This window comes from Enhydrobacter sp. (assembly GCA_025808875.1).
Lineage (GTDB): Bacteria > Pseudomonadota > Alphaproteobacteria > Reyranellales > Reyranellaceae > Reyranella.
On sequence record CP075528.1, the window covers coordinates 3,923,070 to 3,944,753 of the forward strand.

The 21,684-nt window shown below is 67.6% G+C and carries 24 protein-coding genes; 6 read left to right on the plus strand and 18 right to left on the minus strand.

All coding sequences use genetic code 11. From position 1 onward, the window contains the following. The first annotated feature begins 119 nt into the window (after window positions 1–119). Window positions 120–1,067: an alpha/beta hydrolase gene (locus KIT25_19395; GenBank protein UYN94180.1), complete on the plus strand. Its 948-nt coding sequence runs from the start codon at window positions 120–122 to the stop codon at window positions 1,065–1,067. Here the strand turns inward: KIT25_19395 and KIT25_19400 are convergent. The 14 genes from KIT25_19400 to KIT25_19465 form a co-directional block, all read right to left on the minus strand. Beyond that, window positions 1,052–2,821 carry an adenylate/guanylate cyclase domain-containing protein gene (locus tag KIT25_19400; GenBank protein UYN94181.1) on the minus strand — a complete coding sequence of 590 codons (1,770 nt, stop codon included), beginning with the start codon at window positions 2,819–2,821 and terminating at the stop codon, window positions 1,052–1,054. The genes KIT25_19395 and KIT25_19400 overlap by 16 nt on opposite strands. Window positions 2,822–2,895: 74 nt before the next feature. After that, window positions 2,896–3,282 (minus strand): DUF4168 domain-containing protein, encoded by a 387-nt coding sequence (locus tag KIT25_19405; protein ID UYN94182.1) that lies wholly within the window; start codon window positions 3,280–3,282, stop codon window positions 2,896–2,898. 121 nt (window positions 3,283–3,403) lie between these two features. Continuing rightward, window positions 3,404–3,898 (minus strand): superoxide dismutase family protein, encoded by a 495-nt coding sequence (locus tag KIT25_19410; GenBank protein ID UYN94183.1) that lies wholly within the window; start codon window positions 3,896–3,898, stop codon window positions 3,404–3,406. 28 nt (window positions 3,899–3,926) lie between these two features. Beyond that, entirely contained in the window at window positions 3,927–4,793 is an 867-nt protein-coding gene (locus tag KIT25_19415) for an SDR family oxidoreductase (protein UYN94184.1), read from the minus strand. Then, window positions 4,790–5,425, minus strand: coding sequence for a hypothetical protein (locus KIT25_19420; protein UYN94185.1), 636 nt, complete (start codon window positions 5,423–5,425; stop codon window positions 4,790–4,792). The genes KIT25_19415 and KIT25_19420 overlap by 4 nt, the downstream gene beginning before the upstream one ends. Window positions 5,426–5,427: 2 nt before the next feature. Then, window positions 5,428–7,080: a transporter substrate-binding domain-containing protein gene (locus KIT25_19425; protein ID UYN94186.1), complete on the minus strand. Its 1,653-nt coding sequence runs from the start codon at window positions 7,078–7,080 to the stop codon at window positions 5,428–5,430. 1 nt (window position 7,081) lies between these two features. Further along, window positions 7,082–7,783: a methyltransferase gene (locus KIT25_19430; GenBank protein UYN94187.1), complete on the minus strand. Its 702-nt coding sequence runs from the start codon at window positions 7,781–7,783 to the stop codon at window positions 7,082–7,084. Further along, window positions 7,780–9,882 carry a hypothetical protein gene (locus tag KIT25_19435; GenBank protein ID UYN94188.1) on the minus strand — a complete coding sequence of 701 codons (2,103 nt, stop codon included), beginning with the start codon at window positions 9,880–9,882 and terminating at the stop codon, window positions 7,780–7,782. Before KIT25_19435 ends, KIT25_19430 begins: the two co-directional genes overlap by 4 nt. Window positions 9,883–9,952: 70 nt before the next feature. Beyond that, complete coding sequence (locus KIT25_19440) at window positions 9,953–11,344, minus strand: amidase (GenBank protein ID UYN94189.1); 1,392 nt, start codon at window positions 11,342–11,344, stop codon at window positions 9,953–9,955. Window positions 11,345–11,352: 8 nt separating this feature from the next. Continuing rightward, window positions 11,353–11,811 carry a GNAT family N-acetyltransferase gene (locus KIT25_19445; protein ID UYN94190.1) on the minus strand — a complete coding sequence of 153 codons (459 nt, stop codon included), beginning with the start codon at window positions 11,809–11,811 and terminating at the stop codon, window positions 11,353–11,355. 4 nt (window positions 11,812–11,815) lie between these two features. Beyond that, complete coding sequence (locus KIT25_19450) at window positions 11,816–12,022, minus strand: cold-shock protein (GenBank protein UYN94191.1); 207 nt, start codon at window positions 12,020–12,022, stop codon at window positions 11,816–11,818. Window positions 12,023–12,253: 231 nt separating this feature from the next. Further along, window positions 12,254–13,771 carry an altronate dehydratase gene (locus KIT25_19455; protein ID UYN94192.1) on the minus strand — a complete coding sequence of 506 codons (1,518 nt, stop codon included), beginning with the start codon at window positions 13,769–13,771 and terminating at the stop codon, window positions 12,254–12,256. A 96-nt stretch (window positions 13,772–13,867) separates the two neighbouring features. Further along, window positions 13,868–14,386, minus strand: coding sequence for a YXWGXW repeat-containing protein (locus KIT25_19460; GenBank protein ID UYN94193.1), 519 nt, complete (start codon window positions 14,384–14,386; stop codon window positions 13,868–13,870). Between the two features lie 136 nt (window positions 14,387–14,522). After that, window positions 14,523–15,386, minus strand: a complete 864-nt coding sequence (locus KIT25_19465; protein UYN94194.1) for a DMT family transporter — start codon at window positions 15,384–15,386, stop codon at window positions 14,523–14,525. 42 nt (window positions 15,387–15,428) lie between these two features. Between KIT25_19465 and KIT25_19470 the strand changes: the two genes are divergently transcribed. The 4 genes from KIT25_19470 to KIT25_19485 all read left to right on the plus strand — a co-directional run bounded on the left by KIT25_19470 (window position 15,429) and on the right by KIT25_19485 (window position 18,329). Next, entirely contained in the window at window positions 15,429–16,286 is an 858-nt protein-coding gene (locus tag KIT25_19470) for a branched-chain amino acid aminotransferase (protein ID UYN94195.1), read from the plus strand. 92 nt (window positions 16,287–16,378) lie between these two features. Beyond that, window positions 16,379–17,365 carry an OmpA family protein gene (locus tag KIT25_19475; protein UYN94196.1) on the plus strand — a complete coding sequence of 329 codons (987 nt, stop codon included), beginning with the start codon at window positions 16,379–16,381 and terminating at the stop codon, window positions 17,363–17,365. A 39-nt stretch (window positions 17,366–17,404) separates the two neighbouring features. Beyond that, window positions 17,405–17,995, plus strand: a complete 591-nt coding sequence (locus KIT25_19480; GenBank protein ID UYN94197.1) for an NAD(P)H-dependent oxidoreductase — start codon at window positions 17,405–17,407, stop codon at window positions 17,993–17,995. Between the two features lie 124 nt (window positions 17,996–18,119). After that, entirely contained in the window at window positions 18,120–18,329 is a 210-nt protein-coding gene (locus tag KIT25_19485) for a hypothetical protein (protein UYN94198.1), read from the plus strand. Between the two features lie 44 nt (window positions 18,330–18,373). On the opposite strand, the gene KIT25_19490 is transcribed toward KIT25_19485, so the two are convergent. Further along, window positions 18,374–19,099: an SDR family oxidoreductase gene (locus tag KIT25_19490; protein UYN94199.1), complete on the minus strand. Its 726-nt coding sequence runs from the start codon at window positions 19,097–19,099 to the stop codon at window positions 18,374–18,376. Window positions 19,100–19,155: 56 nt separating this feature from the next. Then, window positions 19,156–20,085 carry an SDR family NAD(P)-dependent oxidoreductase gene (locus KIT25_19495; protein UYN94200.1) on the minus strand — a complete coding sequence of 310 codons (930 nt, stop codon included), beginning with the start codon at window positions 20,083–20,085 and terminating at the stop codon, window positions 19,156–19,158. A 109-nt stretch (window positions 20,086–20,194) separates the two neighbouring features. Here KIT25_19495 and KIT25_19500 point away from each other — a divergent pair, with 109 nt between their 5' ends. Beyond that, the gene (locus KIT25_19500) at window positions 20,195–20,767 is read left to right on the plus strand and encodes a TetR/AcrR family transcriptional regulator (protein ID UYN94201.1); all 573 of its coding nucleotides are present in this window, start codon (window positions 20,195–20,197) and stop codon (window positions 20,765–20,767) included. On the opposite strand, the gene KIT25_19505 is transcribed toward KIT25_19500, so the two are convergent. Both KIT25_19505 and KIT25_19510 read right to left on the minus strand, forming a co-directional pair. Next, window positions 20,764–21,285 carry a sterol desaturase family protein gene (locus tag KIT25_19505; GenBank protein ID UYN94202.1) on the minus strand — a complete coding sequence of 174 codons (522 nt, stop codon included), beginning with the start codon at window positions 21,283–21,285 and terminating at the stop codon, window positions 20,764–20,766. The genes KIT25_19500 and KIT25_19505 overlap by 4 nt on opposite strands. Next, entirely contained in the window at window positions 21,210–21,671 is a 462-nt protein-coding gene (locus KIT25_19510) for a sterol desaturase family protein (protein UYN94203.1), read from the minus strand. The genes KIT25_19505 and KIT25_19510 overlap by 76 nt, the downstream gene beginning before the upstream one ends. Between the last annotated feature and the right edge of the window lie 13 nt (window positions 21,672–21,684).

Genomic DNA, 21,684 nt, shown 5'->3' on the forward strand with positions numbered 1-21,684 from the left:
CCCGTCGTATAACACATGCGGTCGAAACAATACAATTACAATACAACGCCGAGACGGAGACTTGCTCCTTCTCCGGCCCGCCCGCACAGTCGGCGGCCGCTGAGGAGGAACAGGCACAAATGCTCGACGAGGAAGCCCGGACGCTGCTCGACCTGATGGAAAAGGCGGTCCAGGCGGGACGACCCCGGCTCTACACCCTGCCCTACCGGGAAGGCCGGATCGCCGTCGACAAGATGTCGGAGGACAGCGAGGCCGAGCCGCCGCAGGTGGCCGAGACGATCGACGGCGCCCTGCCGGGCCCGGCGGGTCCCATCGCCTTCCGTCGCTACCGTCCGCTGGGCGCGCTCGATGCGCCGCTGCCCACCCTCGTCTACTATCACGGCGGCGGCTGGGTGATCGGCAACATCGAGACGCACGATTCCACCTGCCGGCGCATCGCCAACCGCAGCCGCTGCCAGGTCGTCTCGATCGATTATCGCCTGGCGCCGGAGCATCCCTTTCCGGCGCCGATCGAGGACAGCCTCGCCGCCTTCCGCCACATCCGCGACAACGCGCTGGCCTTCGGCGCCGACGGCTCGCGCCTCGCGGTGGGCGGCGATTCGGCGGGCGGCAACATCTCCGCCGTGGTCTGCCAGGCCTGCCGCGATTCGGGCGAGCGCGGCCCCGCCTTCCAGATGCTGATCTACCCCGCGACCGATGCGCGCCGGCAAACGGCGTCCCACCGGGATTTCGCCACCGGCTACTTCCTCGAGGCGCCGCTGATCGACTGGTTCTGGAAGGCCTACGTGCCGGCCGCCTCGGACCTCGCCGACCTGCGCCTCTCGCCCCTGCTCGCCACGGATTTCCGCGGCCTGCCGCCCGCCTTCGTCCTGACCGCGGGCTTCGACCCATTGCGCGACGAGGGCCGCGCCTATGCCGACCGGCTGATCGATTCGGGCGTCAAGACGACCTATGTGAACTACCCCGGCACGATCCACGGCTTCTTTTCCCTGACCCGCTTCCTGCAGCAGGGACTGAAGGCCAACGACGAGGCGGCCGCGGTGATGAGCGCCTATTTCGGCGCCTGAGGCACCAGACGCACGAAGCCGATCGGGCTCCCGAAGCCTTTCAGCGCCACGCTTTCCCGGTGCAGCGACTGGTCGGCGAGCAGCGGCTCGACCGCGGGATCTTCCGCCACCGCCTCGCTCAACACGATGTCTCCGCCCTGGCTCTGGCCCTGCAGGCGGGCCGCCATGTTGACGGTTGAGCCAAAATAGTCGAGCCGGTCGTTGAGATTGACCACGACGCTCGGCCCGACATGGATGCCGAGCTTGAGCACGAGCTCGTGCGCGACGATGGCCTGCTGCATCGCCAGCGCCGCGCGCACCGCGTCGGCCGGGTCGCCGAACGAGGCCATGACGGCATCGCCGATGGTCTTCACCACCGCGCCGTTGTGATCGCGCACGATGCTGGCCAGCAGGGCGAAATGCTCGCGCACCAGGTTGTAGGCGGCGCCGTCGCCGACCCGCTCGTAAAGCGCGGTCGACCCGCGCAGGTCGGAGAAGAGCAGCGCGACATGGCCGACGCCGGCCTCGTCGCCCGGCCGGAGCGTCGCTTCCGAGAAGAGATCGCGAAAGGCCTGCAGCGAGATCACTTCCGGCGCCGTCAAGGCGTCGCGCGTCCAGGTGCGGTCCTCGACCAGCAGCGCGAGCTCGAATCCCGCGGCGTTGACGAATTCGATCGTTCCGCGGGCCGTCGGCGGCAACGGCTCGACCGCCCGACCGGTGGCGCGCAGGCCGGGGAAGGCGCCGCCGTCATGGTCGATCTCGACCGTGCCGCCGGGATGGAGCGTGCGCAGGCGATAGCGGCCGGGCGGCAATTCGATCCGCTCGATGCGATGCTCGGCGGGCGCCAGCACCAGTTGGACCAGGACATGCGGCGTGGCCATCGGGCCACTGAGGCAATAGCCGCCCATCATCAACGGGCGCACCGCGGCGGCCGGCGCGAAAGCAAGCTCGACGTTACGCTCGAAGTCGCGGTCGTAGTCGATGTTGCAGGACGGGCAATGGGCGCCGCGCGGCAACTCGCTGAGCGCCGCCACCGTGAGCTTGGCACCGCGGCAATTGGTGCAGAGCAGGTCCCACTTCATGGTGAGCAGCCCGGCGCGCGCCGCGGCGAGACACGCCTCGATCGCCTGCCGCTCCGGCACGCCGAAGTCGCGCGCCAGCCGTTTCGGCTTCAGGTGCATGAGATCGCTCGCCATCGCCGTCAGCACGTGCTCGCACAGGCGGTGGCCGAGCCCGTTGCCGTAGGGGCTGCGGTCGATCTCGGCGGCGAGCGTGGCGGCCCGCTCGCGCGCGCCCTCCGGCAACTGCGGCGGCGCGAGGTCGAACGGCATGACGCGCTCTCCCCTCGCGAAAGCGACCGCCTCGAGGATTCGCTTGCCGACCGCGCCGCCCGCCTGCTCGGCCAGACGCTTGCCGAACAGGCGCCCGATCAGCGTGAGAGGTTCCCACTCCAGCGCATAGCTGACGCGCGAGCCGCTGCCGTCGGCTTCGAGATCGAACACCGGCCCGAAGCGCCGGAACGGCCCCTTGGTGAATTCGCGCGCCTGCCGGAAGTGGCGGCCGGCGATCCACTCATAAGGCTTCTCTTCCCACGCCAGCGCGAAACCGGCGGCCTTGCCCTTGCCGCGGCGCAACACGGTGCCGTTGGGCTGCGGCGTTTCCTCCAGCACGTAGGCCGGCAAGCCCATCGCCTCGTTGAAGCGGTTGGTGTCGGCCAGCAACGGCCACAGCCGCTCCGGAGGCAGGTCGAAACGCCAAGTCCAAGTCCGCCGCATGGTATCGCTGATACTCTACCGCGCGGCGGCCGGATTTGCCGCCACCCATCACAGGGTGGTGAGCCTGCGATGCGTTATTTGTTCAACCGTTCCATCAGCCGGCCGCGCACCACGGGATCGGACTGCGCGACCTGGATGATGGTCTGATATTCCTCGACCGACAGGCCCTGCTTGGCAACCGCCTGTTCCATCGCCCGATTGGCCTCGCCCGTCAGCCGCTCCTTCTCGGTGCCGCTGGCCTCCGAGAGCTTCTGCTCGTAGCTGCTGCGGATGACGAACACGTCCCTGGCGGCGGCGGCCGCCGAGTCGAGCTTGGCATCGGATATGTCGGCTGGCTTGGCCGGCGCCGACGGGACGGGCGTGCGCGGGTTCGGATCCTGGCCCTGGGCGTGGGCCGCCGGCATCAACCACAGCCCCGCCGCCGCGAGGCCCATCGAGCAGAAGGCGATCGTCCGGTTCATGACGCTCTCCGTGACTGGTTTGCGACTTGGCAAACCAACTCGCGGCTCGGCGTCCGGGTTGCCCGACCGTGGGTCCGCTCGGCTCGGCTCGATTGCCGCACCCCGCCCCGACAAGACGGCGTCACTCCGTGATGACGCCGCAGATGATGCGGTCGCCGGCATTGCCGGCCGGATCGGTCTTGTAGTCGTCGGGCCCGGCGTGGATCACGATGGACGAGCCGTCGGCGTCGAACACCGAATTCGCCGCGCCTTTCGCCAAGGTGATGGCCGGGTTTACCAACTCCACGAAGAGATCGCCGGTTTCGGGAATGTGCAGGTTGGGCATGTCGCCGGCATGGGCGCCGTGCTTCTTGTCGTCCGGATTGAAGTGCGGGCCGGCGCTGGTGAAGGGCGGTTCGCACTTGCCGACGGCATGGATGTGAAAGGCTCGCTCGCCGGCCGGAGCGCCCTTCAGGGTCAAGCGGATCAACACGCCCTGCGGCGCCTGGACGAGCACGACGTTGCCGACGTCCTTGCCGGCGGCGTCCCTCAGCGCGGCCTTCGCCGTCTGCGCCTGGGCGGCCACGGTCGACAGGCCAACGAAGCAGAATGCGACGATCCATCGACTGGCATGCATCGTCTTCTCCATTCCTCGGGTGAGCGATCTATTCCAGGACCTTGGGCGGCCGGTAGAGCGGAAAGCCGTTGTAGGGCTTCGACTTGTCGTGATCGGGCACGCTGTAGAACGAGGAGCGCGCGTTGTTGTGCAGGCCGCCATCCACCCTCAACGCGATGCCCGTGACATAGGCTGCTGCCTCGCTCAGCAAATAGACGATGGCGGCGGCGATCTCCGATTCGGTGCCGTGGCGCTTGAGCGGCACGCGGCCCTTCACGGAACGCAGCACGTCGTGGGCGCGTTCGGGATAGCGATCGAGGCCCGACGAGGCGATGAAGCCCGGGATCACCGAATTGACCCGCACCCCGGAATGCGCCCATTCGACCGAGGCGGTATAGGTGAAATTGGTCTGCCCGGCGCGGGCCGCGCCGTTGTGGCCCATGCCCGGCATGCCGAGCTCGAAATCGGCACCGACATTGACGATGGCACCGCCGTTGGCCTCCATCCAGCGGCGGTAGACCTCCTTCGACACCAGGAAGGTTGCCGTCATGTTGTTGGCGACGACCGCATTCCAGCCGTTGAGCGAGATGTCCTTGAGCGGCGCGGGAAACTGGCCGCCGGCGTTGTTGACCAACCCGTCGATGCGGCCGGCCTTGCCGAGCACGTCCTCGACCGCCGCACGGACGTCCTCCTCCCGCCGGAGATCGGCCGCAAACACGAGCGTGGCGGGATCGCCGAGCTCCTCCTTCACGCGCTCGAGCTTGTCCCGTGTGCGGCCGATCAGGGCGAGGCGGGCACCCAGCGACCGCAGTTCGTGCGCCGTGCAACGGCCGAGACCGGAGCCGCCGCCGGTGACGACGATCGTCCGGCCGGCGAACAGGTCGGGACGGAACACCGACCGGTAGGACTGGTTCATGCCGCCTTTTCGCGGGTCATGCGCTCGCCGAGCTTGCGCTGCAGCAGGCGGATCAGCGCGAAGCCGAGCTGCAGGGGAATGCCGTAGCACACGATGCCGATGGCAAAGAGCACCAGGCGATCGCCGAGCGCCGGCAACTGTTCGGCGTGGCGCAGGATGACGGCGATGCCCTCGCTGACGCCGATGGCCGCGCCGGCGCTCGACGACATCACCAGCACCAGGAAGGCGCGGGCGAGGTTGGGCAGCAGCAGCAGGGCGCCGAGCGGCGAGCCGCCGCGCAGCTGCTTGACCGCCTCGACGCCGGAATCGGCGACATAGGCAGCCGCATAGGGCAGCAGCGACAATGCCACCGCCATGACCCCCGACATGGCGACGGAGAACCCGAATAGCGTGGCGTCGCGCGGGATCGAGTTCAGCAGGAAGAACATGACGACGAAGGTCGGCGCCGCCCGCATCAGGGCCGTCACCGACGCCGACACGCCGCTGGCGATCCCTCCCGCGAGCAGCCCCGCGATCAGCAGCAAACCGAGGACCAAACCGAGCACGAGCGATATGGCAGCGATTTCGAAGTTGACGGCCATGCCCGCGAGCAGTTGCGGCAGGAAGTCGGACAGGATGCGTTCGGTCGACATGGTCACGCCGCCGCCAGGTGCCGTTCGAGGTAGAGGCGGAACTTGCCGCCCATCCACACCACCGCCATCACGATCACCGTGTAGAAGACCAGCAGCAGGAAATAGGTCGTGCCGCGGCCGCTGGCGAACGCCGTGATGTCGGTGAGCGCGCTCAGAAGTTCGGGGGCGCCGATGAAGCTCGCGATCGGCGTGCCCTTGGCGGCGTTGACCAGGAAGGCGACGATCTGGCTCGCCGAGCGGCCAACGGCGTGGAGGAAGAGCTTCATGCCCTCCTCGTGCCGCTCGTCGCGCAGGGTGGTCATGGCCTCGGCGATCGCCTGTCCGGCGTTGGCACCGTTCATCAGGCCGAGCGCCACGATCGCCGCGCAGATCGCCACCATCGCGGAGAACGGAAAGAAGGCGTGGGCGATCGCGGCGGCGATGACCAGGGTCAACACGACGGGCGAGCATTGCAGCGCGACGATCGCCCCGCGGGTCGCCCAGCGCAGCGGCGCCAGGCGCGCGCCCATGGCGGCGCCCAGCACCAGCGCGAAGATCAGGGTGGCGGCGAGAGCGCCGACCACCAGCACCACGGTGTAGAAGATGCCGCTCTTGAACAGCGACCAGGCCGATTCGGTCTTGAACATCGGCAGCGAGACGTCGAAACCGAGCGTCTTGTCGAACCAGGCCTCGAGCCGGCCGACGCTGCCGGCGAAGCGGGTGGGCTGCATGACGTTGTGCAGCGCCGGCAGGACGCAATCCGGGTTCGTGCTGCCGGTATCGGTGTTGCAGCGCGGGCTCGACCAGACCGCCTGCTGCTTCTCGAGGAAGGCGGTGCCGACACGGTTCTTGCGCGCGATCTTCAGGAATTCCCCGTCACGATGGAAAATCTGGCTCAGAAGATCGAGCGCGTGGGCGAGCTTGTCGCTGCCGTCGCGCGCCACCGCCATGCCCCACGGCACCTGGGCGAAGCCGAACTTGCGCTCGAAGCGCCGGGCGAACGATTCGTCGATGAAGTAGAAATCGAAGAAGCTGTCGTCCTGCGCGGCGAGGAAGCAGGTCTCGTCGCGCAGCCGGTCGGGCAGCACGCCGGCCTCGTCGAACAGCATCAAGCGTGTCTTGTGCGCGACGATTTCAGCGTTCGAACCGTTGCCCACCGTGCCGCAAACGGTGCGGCCCGGCATATCCTGCCAGCCGTTGACCGGCAGGCTGCGGGGCGCGACCACGATCGTCTCCGACTGGTAGTAGTGCGGCCGGATGAAACGGACTTGTCCGTCGCGCTGGGTGTTGTGACCCATGGTGGCGATGACGAAATCGATCCGGTCCGATGCGAGAAGCGGAATCCTGCTCGCCGCGTTGACGCGCTCGAACTCGACCTCCAGGCCGAGCCGCTCCGCGAGCGCCTTGCCAAGGTCCGGCTCGAAGCCGACGCGCTCGCCGTTCTTGACCTCGCCGAACAGCGGATAGTAGTTGCGCACGCCGATGCGGATCTTGCCGGTGCAGTAGGCCCTCACCAACCTGTCCGCGCCGGGTGCAGTGCAATCCGGCCGGCCGACGGCGCGTGCCTCCTCGAGCAGCTGCGCCAGGGCGACATCGGGTGTCGCCGCCGGCTGTTGCGCCTGCACCGTAACTGCCGCGATCGTGCCGGCCAGTGCCAGAAGAAGACCGCGCCACATGCTAGGTCGATGCTCCGGTGGCGCCGATCTCGACAATATGCATCTCGCCGAAACCGTAGGGTCCGTAGCAGTGCAGCGTGTGGCCGTTCTCGGCGGCGATCACGCTTTCCGGCATACGCTCGAGCTTCTCTGCCGGGATATAGACCAGCGTCGAATGCGCGATCCTGAGGCCGAGCCCGTGGCGAGCCAGCACCTCGCGCGACCGTTCGATGCCGACGAAGCCGTTGTGCGTGATGAGGGCACGGCCACCCGGCGCCAGGTGATCGACCAGACCGTCCAGGAACGGATCGAGCAGGCGCCTTCCGTTGCGCCCGCCGGCGCTCCAGGTCGGCAAGCGCCCCGGAACGTCCGGTCGCTCCATGGGAAAGTGGGGCAGGTTGGCGACGATCAGGTCGAAGCGGCGCCCGACGACGGGCCGCCACATGTCGCCGCGATGGAACTCGGCGCGCTCGCCGTGGCCGAGATCGCCGAGCAGGAGCATGCCCGACACCACTGCATCTTCCTCGATGTCGATACCGCACAGGGAAGCCGCCTGCAGCGCGCCGAGCGCCGCCAGAACGACGCCCGAGCCCGAACCCATCTCCAGCACCCGACGGCCACGCACGTCTTGCGGACGCTCGCGCAGCACCTGGATCAGCGCCGCGGTATATTCGCTGGGCCGAAGCGCGGATGACGGCAGGGCAAGCGCGCGGTCCGGGCTCATGCCGATGCCGCCAGGACGGGAACGAGCTTGCGCGCCATCTGGCTGGCGACCGGGTCCTCGGGATAGGCCTCCAGGATCTCGTTGTAGCGCCGGACGGCGAGCGCGTTGTCGTCGGCGACCAGCGCATCGTAGGCATCGCGCGTGTATCGGGCCAGCTCGAGATTGGCCGCCGTCGGCTCAAGCGCCGGGTCGGCGCCGTAAACGCCCATCAATTCGTACATCGGGAACTTGGCACGCCTTCCCTTGACCACGACGTCGTCGACCGGCCGCACGCACAGCCGCTCTCCCGCTTCCTTGTAGACGTTGTGGCTGATGCAGACACGCGTGCCGAATTCCTTGTTCATGCCCTCGAGGCGCGCCGCCACGTTCACGCCGTCGCCCAGGACGGTGTAGCTCATGCGCTCCTTCGACCCGATATTGCCGACCAGCACGGCGTCGCAATGGATGCCAATGCGCAGCTTGAGCGGACGGAGGTTCTCGGCCTCCCAGCGCGCATTGAGCTCGTCCATGCCCTTGCAGATGCGCATGGCGGCGACGCAGGAGCGGTAGGCATGGTCCTCGAGCAGGGCCGGCGCGCCCCAGAACGCCATGACGCCGTCGCCGATGAACTTGTCGATCGTTCCCTGCTCCTGGTCGACCGTCCGGGTGACGAGCTCGAGATAGGCCGAGACCCGCAGCAGCAGCTCCTGCGACGGGATCGACTCCGACAGCGAGGAGAACGATTCGAGGTCGGAGAACATGATGGTCAGGAATCGGCTGTGGCCGCCGAGCTCGAGCTTCTGGTCGGATTCCAGGAGCTTGCGCACCAAGCCCACCGGGACGAAGGCCGAGAACGACTTGACCGCGACGTCGAGCGTGTCGATCGCACGCGCCAGCACCGAAATCTCCCGGACCGAGGATTGCAACGGCGGCAGCTCCTCCTTGTCGAACTCCTGGATCCTGCCGACCTTGTGCGCGAGCCTTTCGAGCGGCGCCGACAGCACGCCACTCAGCAGGTAGATGATGAAGATCTGCACGGCCGTCGCCGCCAGGCCGAACAGCAGCAGGCGCTCGTTGTTGCGGCGAAAGCCGCCGGTGAAATCCTCGAGCGGCGTGACGGTAAAAAGCTGCCAGCGCTTGCCGAATTCCGGCGGCATGGTCGAAAGGTTGGCGAGGTAATCGCGGCCTTCGTAGGTGAAGGAATAGCTCTCGCCGTCACGGGCGCTGCGCGGACGGGCGCCGAAGGCGACGGCCGGCAGCTCCTTTTGCAGCGACGTGACATGGGTGAGATCGATGCGCCCACGGTCGGTGGTGTAGCTCCTGGAGAGATCCGACGCGGCGATCACCTGGCCCTGGTGGTTGAGCATGAAGCTCAGCGACCCCTCGCTGACCCGCCGCTTGGCGAGGTAGAGGCCCATGTCGTCGAGGGTGAGATCGATGGCCACCACGCCGAGCAGTTCGCCGCGAACCTCCACCGGCGCGGCAACGGTGAAGCCGATCAGGCCGAGCACGGCGAAGACGTCGGGATCGGTGATCGTGAGCTCCCTGGCAGCTACGGTCGCTTGGTGCCACAGGCGGACGCGCGGATCGTAGCTCGTCGGCCCCGAGAGGCGGCCGACCTCGCGTCCTTCGGCGTCCAGGAAGATATAGTGATCGGCCCGCGTCGGATCGCCAATCTTCTCCATCCAGCGATAAGCGTAGACCGCGCCCTCGGGCGGCGGCTGGCCATGGACGTTGACCTTGGGGTCGATGCGTCGCGCCTGACGGAACGAGCCGTCGTTCATGCCGACATAGACCGAGACGATCTTGTCGCTGTGCTGCAGCATGCTGAAAAGGTACTTGATCGAACGGTTATCGAAGAAGAAGGCGGGCTCCTCCTCGCCGACCACGGCGGCCGAACGCATTAGCGACTTGAGCGGGTTGAAGTCGCTCTGGATGTTCTGGATGGCCTCGACGCGGAAACGCTCGACGAGCTGTTCGGCATTGGACGCGGCCGCCCGGTCGTTCAGGACATAGGTGACCGCGAGCACGGTGAAGGACACCGGTACCGTCAACAGGACGAATACCGACAGAATACTGGGCCGTAGCCGCAGCAGCCTGCGTCCGATGTTGCTCGCCATGCTCCCCGCCGCTCGCCAGAGCGGCAAATTACATCATCGGAGATTCAGCGTCCATGCAATCGCGCCGCGCTCAGACCGGCGGATGTCGTGTGTGCCAATCGCTCGCCTGCTGGAAGGCGTGACCGGCGGCGAGGATCGTCGCCTCGTCGAAGGCGCGGCCGACGATCTGAAATCCGACCGGTACGCCGTCGGCGGTCATGCCGCCCGGCAAGGTGAGAGTCGGATGACCGCTGAGGTCGAACGGCGCGGTATAGCGCAGGCGACCCGCGACCGTCTGCGGTGTCCGGCCCGCCGCCTTCATCGCCGCCAGCGACGGCGCTGCGACGCCCATCGCCGGCACGAGCAGCAGGTCGACTTCCGCCAGCATACGATCGATCTCGCCCTTGACCCGTGCGCGCATCACCTGAAGACGCGCCAGCTCGATCGCCGACAGCCCGCGCCCGACGTCGAGCAAAGCGGCGAACTCCGGGCCGTACTGGTCGCGCCGGGCGGGGAAGGTCGCCTCGTGCGCGAGCGCCGCCTCGACGCCGCACAGCACCATCCATTTCAGGGCGGCGTCCTCGAACGACGGCAGCTCGATGTCGACTCGCACCGCGCCGGCCTGGGTCAGCGCGGCTTCGGCACCGGCGAGAGCGCGTTGGGCGTCGGCATCCACGCCGATCAGGTTCGTCGCGATGCCGAGCCTGCGGCCCCTCACGCCGGCGCCGATCGCACCGGCATAGTCCGGCACCGGTTGCGGCGCGGCGGTCGGGTCGTCGGGATCGGCGCCCGCGATCACGCCCAGCACGATCGCCGCGTCGAGCGCGCTGCGGCACATCGGGCCGACATGGTCGAGCGATTCGGCGAGCGGGAAGACACCGGCACGGCTCACGCGCGCCCAAGTCGGCTTCAGGCCGCACAATCCGTTCATGGTCGAGGGAAAGCGGATCGAGCCGCCCGTATCGGAACCCAGCGAGGCGAAGCACAGGCCCGCCGCCGTCGCCACGCCCGAGCCGGAGGACGACACGCCCGGCCAGTACGCCGCGTTCCACGGGTTGACCGGCGGGTCGATCGAGGGATGGTGAAGTCCGTAGGCGCCTTCGGTCATCTGCAGCTTGCCGAGGATGACGGCGCCCGCCTGCTTCAGCCGCGCCACCACCGTGGCATCCTTCGCCGGCACGTGATCGCGCCGGATCGCCATGCCGGCCGCCGTCGGCACGCCCGCGGTGTCGCAGAGATCCTTCACCGCGATCGGCACGCCGTGCAGCGGTCCACGCGACTTGCCGGCGGCGGTCTCCGCATCGCACGCCGCCGCGTCGGCGAGCGCCCGCTCGGCCGTCACGGTGGCATAGCTCCGGAGTTTCGGATCGAGCGCGGCGATGCGGGCGAGGAGCGCGCGCGTGGCCTCCGACGACGACAGTTTGCGCGCCTTGAGTCGCCGCGCGACCTCGTCGAGCGACAGATAGTGCAGTTCTTCGCCCATTCCCACTCCTACAGCGGCTTGTCCATCACCTGGACATGTTCGCCGCGATAGTGCCGCCGCTCAAGCGAACGCCAGCCGAGTCGCGCATAGAGTTCCGGCGCCGAGGCGGTGAAGAGAAAAAGACGGGAGTACCCGAACCGCCGCGCCGCGTCCTCGACAGCGGCGACCAGGACCGAGGCGACGCCGCGACGCCGGTGCTCCGGAGGGACGAAGACGCTGGCAAGCCACGGATTGCGCGGATCGCCCTCGAGATCGTCGAAGACGAGGGCAGCCGACCCGAGCGGCCGGCCGTCGTCGGCGAGGGCGACGAACACCGCCGGCACACGGTCGGCGTTCATGCCCGTCCGAACACGGGCGGCACGCTGTTCGAGCGTGTCTCCCGGACGCAGATGTCCCCATTCACCGAAGCCCCATCCCGCGACCAGGTCGACGAGATCGGGGCGTTCGGTCAGCGAGACGACCTTCAAGCCGTCAGTCGGACGCCTTCAGGTTGACCGCGGCGGAACGGCCGCGCTCGGTGGCGATCTCGTAGCTGATCTTCTGGCCTTCGTTCAGGCCGTTGAGGCCGGAGCGCTCGACCGCGCTGATATGCACGAAAACATCCTTGCCGCCGTCGCTCGGCTGGATGAACCCGAAACCCTTGGTTGCGTTGAACCACTTCACAGTACCAGTAGCCATCTCTCACTCCTTGGCGTCGATCGAGCACACACGAAAAGCGCAGACAGTGCGCTCGCTGCAGCGGCCTGCGAACAACTCAAAGAATTTGGGGGGTAGCTCGTGGGAAAGTCCGTCGCCGCAGAGGGCTGGGCCGCGAAGCAGGGCCAAGTTCGTAAGTCGTAGGGCCGCATATGGTCACGTAACGCCGGGAAGTCAAGTTTGGTTGCCTTCCCGCAGTGGCACTGCCGAATGTCACATCGTGGCGCCGATCTTCCACGGTTCGAATTCGTCGTCGCCGATGCCAAGCGCCTCCGATTTGGTCCGTTGGCCTGACGCGGTCGTCAGAATCAGATCGAAGATCCTTTGGCCGCTCTGCGCAATCGATTCCTCGCCGTCGACGATGGTTCCGCAATTGATGTCCATGTCGTCGGTCATGCGTCGATAGAGGGAGGTATTCGTCGCAAGCTTGAGCGAGGGCGCGGGCTTGCACCCAAAAACGCTGCCGCGTCCGGTCGTGAAGCACAAAATATTGGCACCGCCCGCAACTTGCCCTGTCGCGGACACGGGATCGTAGCCGGGCGAGTCCATGTAGACGAAGCCGTTGGCGGTGATCGGTTGCGCATATTCATAGACGTCGACCAAGTTGGTCGTGCCGCCCTTCGCAACCGCACCCAAGGATTTCTCGAGAATGGTGGTGAGGCCGCCCGCCTTGTTGCCGGGCGACGGATTGTTGTTCATCTCGCCGCCGGTGCGCGCGCAGTGGTCTTCCCACCACTTGATGCGCTTCACGATCTTCTCGCCGACCTCGCGACTCACCGCGCGACGCGTGAGCAGATGCTCGGCGCCGTAGATTTCGGGAGTCTCCGACAGCACGGCAGTGCCACCATGCCGGACCAACAGATCCACGGCGGCGCCCAGCGCCGGATTGGCGGAGATGCCGGAGTAGCCATCCGACCCGCCGCATTGCAGGGCGAGGATCAATTCGCCGGCGGGAATCGGTTCGCGCTTCACGTCGTTGGCTTCCGGCAAGAGCTCCTTCAGGAATCCCACCGCGCGCATCACCGTCTTCGATACGCCGCCCTCGTCCTGGATCGCCATCGGGATCAGCTTCGGCCCCTCCTTCAATCCCTCGGCGTTCATCAGACCGGCGATCTGGTTGGTCTCGCAGCCCAGTCCCAGCACGACGACAGCCGCCATGTTGGGATGGCGCGTGTAGCCGGCGAGGGTGCGCCGCAGCACGTCCATTTCGAGGCCCGACGCCGCCATGCCGCAGCCGCCGCCATGGGTGAGCGGCACCACGCCGTCGATGTTCGGATATTGGGCAAGCAGCGGCTCGACCTTCGCCGCGATCATGCGGCTGGTCGCGGCCGAGCAATTCACCGTGGTGACGATGCCGATGTAGTTGCGCGTCGCGGCCCGGCCGTCGGCGCGGCGATAACCCTGGAACGTCGCGCGCCTGCCCTCCGGCACGTAGTCCGTCGGATGGGCGTCGGCGCAGAAGGCGTAGTCGCGCTCGAAATCGCCCATGACGCAGTTGTGCGTGTGGACGTGCGCTCCCGGCGCCAGGTCCTCGGCCGCGAAGCCAATGATCTGGTTATACTTGCGCAACGGCTCACCCTTGCGAACGGCGCGCGTCAGGATCTTGTGGCCCGGCGGCACCCGCGTCGCCGCCGTGACCTCGCCGTCCACCTTCGCGCCCGGCAGGATGTCCATGCGCGCGACGACGACATTGTCGTTGGGATGAAGGCGGATGGTGAGCGGTGCCGTCATGTCGTTTTCCTCCCGGGAGATCGCGATCATAGCAAAAAGAAAGCGGGCCCGCTTTCGCGGACCCGCCTTCTCACGCCACGCCTACGCTATGCCGATCTACCAACGGCGATTGTCGCGGGAATCGAAGATGTTGGGGATACCGTCGTCGTCGCGATCGCCCAGCGCGCTCTGCCGGTTGTCGTACCGATCGTAGCGGTCGGGTATGCCGTCGCGGTCCCGGTCGCCCTTCCAGCCGTGACGGTCGTCGCGCCGGTCGTAGCGATTGGGGATGCCGTCGCCGTCGCGGTCCCACCGGCTCGGCACGTAGCGCCACTGCTCGCGGCCGCCGATGTAGACGCGGTCCCAGCGATCCGGCACGTAGCGATAGCCCGGCCGCGCCTCGACCCACCGGCCCGGCACCCACACGTACCGGTCGTTCACCAGACGATAGTAGCCTTGCGCCCAGACATAGCCGTGCCGCGGCGCCGGAACGGCCTCGTAGACCGGCGCCGGCGGTGGCGCGCCGAACGTGATGCTGACCTGGGCGGCAGCCGGCGTCAGCGCCGCGGTGGCCATCGTCGCCGCAGAGAAGATCGCGACGGCGGCCAAGGACGTCATCGCAACGTTCTTCAACATGACATTCCTCCTTCGGTGCGGCGGTGAATGCCGCAGGTGAAGGGAACTACGCGGGCGCGGTGCGTGGCGTTTCCCGCGAAACGGGGAATTCGCGCGCCCTTTCCGCCCCCATTCGGCCATCATGCGGAACGGCGCGTCAGGTTCCCGCGAGCAGGAGAACGACACCGCCGACGCTGACGAGGATGCCGAGCAGGCCGATCGCATGCAGGCGCTCGTTGCGCAGGAAGAGGTAGCTGAGCACCACGGTCACCATCGGGAACAGTGCGACCAGCGGCGCCACCAGGGTGATCGACCCGAGGCCGAGCGCCGCATAGAGAAGGAAGGTCGCCATGCCGTTGCTCATGCCGACGCCCAGGAACCACAGGAGCCCGATCCGATCGACCGGACCGGCGGCGAGCGCGCGGCGACCGACCAACGCGACGATGACCACGGCCGACAGGGTATAGCCGATGGCCGCGGCGGCGAGCGGCTCGTGCCACAGCGAGAGGCCCGCCTTGATCGCCGGCTGGATGACGCCGCGCACCAGGGCGGCCGCGAGTGGCAGGCCGAGCATCCAGACCGGCCAGCGCCGTCCGCCGGCGCCGCCGCGCAGCGCCATCAGGGCGACGCCGGCGACGACCATCAGGAGGCCCGCGAACTGGATCCAGGTCAGGGTCTCGCCGAGGAGCAGCACCGCGGCGAGGACGGCGAACAGCGGCGTGACATTGCCGACGGCACCGGAGATGGCGGGTCCCAGCGCCTCGTTGCCGCGCACTGCCAGGATCGAGACGACGACCGGGAAGATGCAGCCGACCGCGGCGAAGAGGGCAGCGGCACGCCCGTCGAACCCCCGCCAATCGACGAACACCAGCGAGGCGATCCAGGCCGCCACCATCGAGCCGCCGATCGTGTAAAGCGGCGAACGCCAGGACGGAACGGTGCGCAGGCCGTACTGGGTGAGGATCAGGGCGACCGCGAAGCACAGTGCCGCAGCCAGGGCCAGAAGGGCTGCCGCGCTCATGGGAATCTGCTATTCCCGCCGCCTTCCGAGACCGAGGACAAGATGGATACGCTCACCTACTGGAACGGCACCTGGCACGAGGGCAACCCGGCGATCCTGGGCCCGCGCGATCACGCCTTCTGGCTGGGCTCCATCGTATTCGACGGCGGCCGCGCCTTCGAGGGCTGCGGACCCGATCTCGACCTCCATGCGGAACGGGTCGTGCAGTCGGCGCGCACCCTCGGCCTCGCGCCGACCAGGACGGTCGACGAGATCCTCCGGCTGATGCACGAGGGCATCCGTCGTTTCGGGCCCAAGGCCGAGCTCTACGTGCGGCCGATGTTCTGGGCGACCAAGGGCGGCGCCGGCCCGATCTCGGTCGATCCCAACTCGACTCAGTTCCTGCTCTGCGTCTACCATTCGCCGATGCGCGCCGGCACGCCGCTGTCGCTCGGACTGTGCCGCACCATCCGCCGGCCGACGCCGGAGAGCGCACCGACGCTTGCCAAGGCCTCCTGCCTCTATCCCAACTCGAGCCGCGGTGTCGCCGAGATGCTGGAGCGCGGCTTCAGCAACGGCATCGTGCTCGACGCCATGGGCAACGTTGCCGAGACCTGCAGCTCCAACGTCTTCCTCGCCAGGGGCGGAATCGTCGCCACGCCGGTGCCCAACGGCTCGTTCCTCGCCGGCATCACGCGCAACCGCGTGGTCAGGCTGCTGCGCACCGCCGGCGTGACGGTGGAGGAGCGCACCGTGCGGCCCGCCGAACTCGACGAGGCCGACGAGATCTTCACCACCGGCAATGCCGGCAAGGTGCAGCCGGTCAACCGCTACGAAGGCCGCGACCTGCAGCCCGGCCCGATCGCGCGGCAGGCGCACGAGCTCTACATGGCATTCTCGCGCACCCAGCGGGTGATCTAGGTCGCGTCGCGACGGCGGGCATGGCTTTGCGTCGCGAATTGCTCGACAGTGTGTGCATGCCGCATCGGCGCACCCCGAATCTCGTTGAGACCATGGCCTCGCTGTACAGGATCGCCCTGGCCGCCCTCGTGCTGGGCGGCGCGACGACGCCGTGCTTCGCGCAACGCGCCGACGTCGAGGGTTCGAGCGACCACGCGCTGGTCGGTCGCCACGAAGGATCGAAGATCACCTTCTACGAGAGCCGGCCCGCCGCGACGGTGGCGCTGCCGTGGAAGGCGCAGGAACGCAACGACCGCGAGGACGAGGCCTGGCAGCATGAATTGGTCGGCAAGGTGCTGTCGATCCGTTACGACGGACCGCCCGGCCGGTCGATCCTCGACGTCCTGCGCGGCTACGAGGCGTCGCTGCAAAGGCACGGTTTCCAAATCCAGTTCGTCTGCCGCGACGGTGCGGAATGTGCGCCTGGTCGCTCGGCTTCGTCGTTCTGGGACGCCGCGCGCGCCGGCATCGACATGCCGACGACCTGGCACACGACCGTCTATCTGCTCGCTTCGCGGGCGAGCGCGGCAGGCGTGACGACGGTGGCGGTGATGGGCGTCGAGACGGAGGGCGGCAACACCAAGCTGACCGTCCCGCATGTCGCCGTGACCATCGTCGAGGGCAAGCCCGCGGCCGCCGCCCATGTCAGGACGATCGATGCGCGCGCCCTGGAACAGGCCCTCGCGCGCGACGGACGGGTCGTGCTGCAAGCCATCGAATTCGCGCCCGGTACGGCGACGCTCGCGCCCGCGGCGGCGGCGCAGATCGAGCAGCTCGCCGACATGCTGCGCAAGCAGCCGCAGATCGAGCTGCTGATCGTCGGCCACACCGACGACGCCGGCACGGTCGAGCAAGGCGTGGCGTTGTCGCGCAAGCAAGCCGACGCGGTGGTCGCCGCGCTCGCCGTCCTCGGCATCGACACCAGGCGACTGGCGGCGGCGGGCGCCGGCCCGATGGTGCCGATCGCCAGCAACCGAATCGAGCACGGCCGGGTTCGCAACCGGCGCATCGAGATCGTCGAGCGGATCGGCCCGCGCTGACGGACGCAACGGACGAGAACGCCGGCGCGTTGTCGCGCCATGCTGATCCAGGTCGTTCATTGCCATCCGCTCACCGAGAGCTTCGATCACGCGCTGTTTGGCACCATCGTCGAGACGCTTCGCGCCAATCGGCATGACGTGGTCGCCACGGACCTCTATCGTGAAGAGTTTCAGCCGGCGATGACGGCGGCCGAGCGCCGGAGCTACATGGGCAACGACTACGATGTCGGGGCTTTCGAATCGTACGCCACGACCTTGAAGCGTATCGACGGCCTGATCCTCTGCTTCCCGCACTGGTGGTTCTCGATGCCGGCGATGCTGAAAGGCTGGCTCGATCGCGTCTGGGGTCCGGGCGTCGCCTTCACCTATCGCGAGGACGACCGCAAGCTCGTGCCGGCGCTCGCCAACATCAAGCTGTTCGGCGTGGTGACGAGCTACGGCTCACCCTGGTGGGTCGTGCGCTTGATGGCCGGCAACGCCGGATACAAGGTGCTGACGCGCGGGATGAAGCCGCTGTGCGCGGCGAACGTCCGCTTCTTCTATCTGGCGAAGTACAACATGGACCACACGACCGATGAAGCGCGCCGGCGCTTCCTCGATGTCGTACGGCGCCGCATCTCCCGCATTTGACAGTGCGGTTCCGCACAATGCCCCGGATCGGCCACAGGCCGATGCCGGGTTTCGGCCCCATTCGGAACGTTACTTCCTACATGAGGCGTGCACACGCCTCGCAACGAGAAACGAGGAAGAATCGATGACGAAATACATCGTGCTGGGTGCCATCCTTCTGGGGACGACGGCCTGCGGCGAAACCTGGGGCCAGCGTGCGGTGACCGGCGGCGGCATCGGTGCCGGTTCGGGCGCCCTGATCGGCGCGGTGACTCCGCTAGGCGTCCTGCCGGGCGCCCTGATCGGCGGCGCCGTGGGTGCCGGCGTCGGCGCGGCCACGACTCCCAAGCGGTAACCCGCGGGCGACGACAGGAGGCGAGGCGCGTCGACTGCCGCGCCTCACCAGCTTTCCTTCCACGGCCGCAAGTCCATTTCGAAGGTCCAGGCCGACCTCGGCTGGCAGTGCAGCTGCCAATAGGCTTCGGCGATGTCGTCGGGCTGGAGGATGGCATCGGGACCGGCGTCGTAGCGCTCCGGAAAATTCGCGCGGATCCATTCGGTGTCGATCGCGCCGTCGATGACGATGTGCGCGACATGGATGTTCTGCGGCATGAGCTCGCGCGCCATCGACTGGGCGAGCGCGCGCACCGCATGCTTGCCGCCGGCGAAGGCCGCGAAGCCGCGGCCGCCGCGCAACGACGCCGTCGCGCCGGTGAACAGCATGGTGCCGCGGCCTCGCGGCACCATGACCTTCGCCGCCTCGCGCGCCGTCAGGAAGCCGGCGAACGCCGTCATCTCCCAGACCTTGCGATAGACCCTCGACGTCGTGTCGCGAATGTCGAAGCGCACGTTGCCGCCGATGTTGAAGACGAAGACCTCGACGTCGCCGATCTCCGTCTCGACCTGGCGAAAGAGCTCGACCACCTGATCCTCGTCGCGTGCATCCGACCCGAAAGGGTGGACCTTGCCACCCTCCTTCGTGATCGCCGCCACCAGCGACTGAAGCTTGTCCACGCTGCGCCGCGTGACCACCGCGGTATAGCCCTCGCGCGCAAAGCGGCGGGCGATCGCCCCGCCCGTGGCGTCGCCGGCGCCGATGACGACGCATACCTTGTCCCTGGCCATGGCCGTTCTCCTTCGCCGCGGATCGTGTGGGTCGGAGCGGCGGCGCTCAAGGGAGATTAGGTCATGGCTTCCCGACAAACATTGCGCCTCAAGAAGGCATCGACTTCGTCCTGCCAATCCACCCTGCCGGACTCGACCGAGCTCGGCGTGCTTGCCAGCCCGTAGTCGATGTGAGCGCCATTCGCGACCGGATGCGCCCGCGAGGTCAGAAGCTCTGTGAGAGCCAGACCGGATTGCTTCACAGTGCTGGAACCGGGCAGCAGGGCCGCTACCTTGGGCAGCAGAGTCGCCCAACCCCAACGTTCCAGGGTCGACCGCTCGCGCGCCAATCCGGTTCCTGGCATCAACCCCGGATCGAAGGCGATGAAGCGCGGACCCCCTGGCGCGCGCCGGCGCGCCCGGGCATAGACGTACAGGATCAGACAGAGCTTCGAAGTAGCGTAGCGGTCGAGACCTTGTTGCTTGGTCGACACGCCGGCATCGAGCTCGCCGATCGCGACGTTCCCAATGCCTTGATATATCCCGCCGCGGAAGCCGAACAACCGGGCCGCCTTGTTGGCAGGATCGTGTGTGCCGCTCGCCGTCATCACGACCGGCGCATCGGGCGCGAGGTGGGCCTGCAGACCGTCGATCAACAGCGCATGCCCGAGCAGATTGGCTTGAAAGGTCTCCTCGAATCCATCGCCCGTCACACGGCGCGGACCGACGATCTGCACACCGGCATTGCAGCCGAGCGATGCCAGCGTCGCTCCGTCGAGACTGGCGACGACCGCCGCGACGAAATCGCGTACCGATGCCAGCGACGCGAGGTCGAGCGGTAGAATGCGCAGCCGGTCGCGGCCGCTCAGTGCCGCCAGCTCTCTGGCGGCTTCGGGACGGCGGGCGCCGACCACCAGATGCGCCCCCGGATCCGACAGCATTCGATGCGCCGTCGCAAGCCCGAGACCCGATGTTGCTCCGGTCAGCAGATGGAACTTCGCCGCCATGAATTGACCTCGCCTGTCCGCCCCCCGAAGATGGGCCGACGCTGCGGCGGCCACCATTCGCATTGGGGATCGGCTATTGGCGACAGCCCTCACACCACGCAAAAGGCCGATGCAGAACCGGTCCGCAGCCATGGTCGAGGCCATACTCGAGGCCGCCATTCGCATTCTGCGAAAGGACGGATGGGCCGCCGTGACGACGACGCGCGTGGCCGAGCGGGCTGGCGTGTCGGTCGGCTCGCTCTATCAGTACTTTCCCAATCGTGAATCCATCGCCGCCGCGATCGTGCGACAGCGAACCCGGCGCTTGCTTCAGGCGGTCCTGCAAGCCGACATGGAGAGAACGGCCGGACGCGATGTAGCGCTGCTCGGGCTGATGTCAGCGTTTCTCGAGGAGAAGCGACGCGAGCTGGACCTGTCCCTGGCGGTTCGCGATCTGCTGCCCGACATTCAGGGTCGTCACGTCATCCTGGAGGAAATCCGACTGGTCCTGCCGCAGTTGCAGGACAAGCTCGAGGGCGTTCTGGGCGTTCGACCCGAAACCGGTCGCCTCGCCATCGCGCTCGCAGCTGTCGAGGGCGCGGTCTGGGAAACGCTGACTCAGCATTCCGATACTTTGGTGGCGCCGGCGACCGCGGCGTCGCTGGCGCGCATCTTTCGAGCGGCGCTCGACGACGACGGCTAGGCCGCTGTTGCAGGCACACCGTTGGGCAGCGTCGCGGCCGCCTTGCGCAGCTCGGCCGTGGTCAGGCCGTTGCCGTCGGGACGCCAGCCGGGCGGTCCGAACAGGTACATCCAGACGTCGCGTGGCGAGCGCGCCGCGGCAAGATCCTTCGCCAGGCTGACGAACGGCGCGAGATTGACGACCAACGGGTTGTGCGAGGTGACCTTCGGCGAGACGAGGCCGTAGTCGCACGGCACATCGGCGCGCTCCTCGATGTAGGTGCCGAACAGCCGGTCGAAGAGGATCAGGACGCCTCCGAAGTTCGCGTCGAGATACTCCGGATTGCGCGCGTGGTGGACGCGATGCGCCGACGGCGTGTTGATCACGTACTCCAGCCAGCCGAGCTTCGGGATCCAGTCCGTGTGCAACCAAAACTGGTAGATCAGGTTGAGGAACAGCGTCGTCAACACGAGGTGCGGCTCGAAGCCCAGCAGCACGAGCGGCACGAAGAAGACGGTCGCGCCGACGGCCTTGCCCATGAAGCCCAGGCGGCGGCCGAGAGGTTCAGCTGGTTGGGCGAATGGTGCGGTGAGTGCGCCATCCAGAACCAGCGCACCTGGTGGCTGGCGCGATGATACCAGTAGTAGAAGAACTCCACGCCGAGGAAGAGCAGCAGCACCGACCACACGTTGCCGAGGTCCTGGGTGAAGAAGCGATGGTCGTAGGCCCAGACGAACCACGGCGCGGCGATCGCGAGAGGGATCAGGGAGACGACGCGGCGTCCGACGAGATCGGCGAGCGAGCACCACCACGCCTTCCAGTCGTAGGCCTCGCGCCGCGTCCGCGAGAGCCACCACGCCTCGACCAATCCGGCCGCCACGATCACCGGCATGAGCGCGAAATAGACGATACCAAGTTTTTCCACGGAGCCTCTCCAA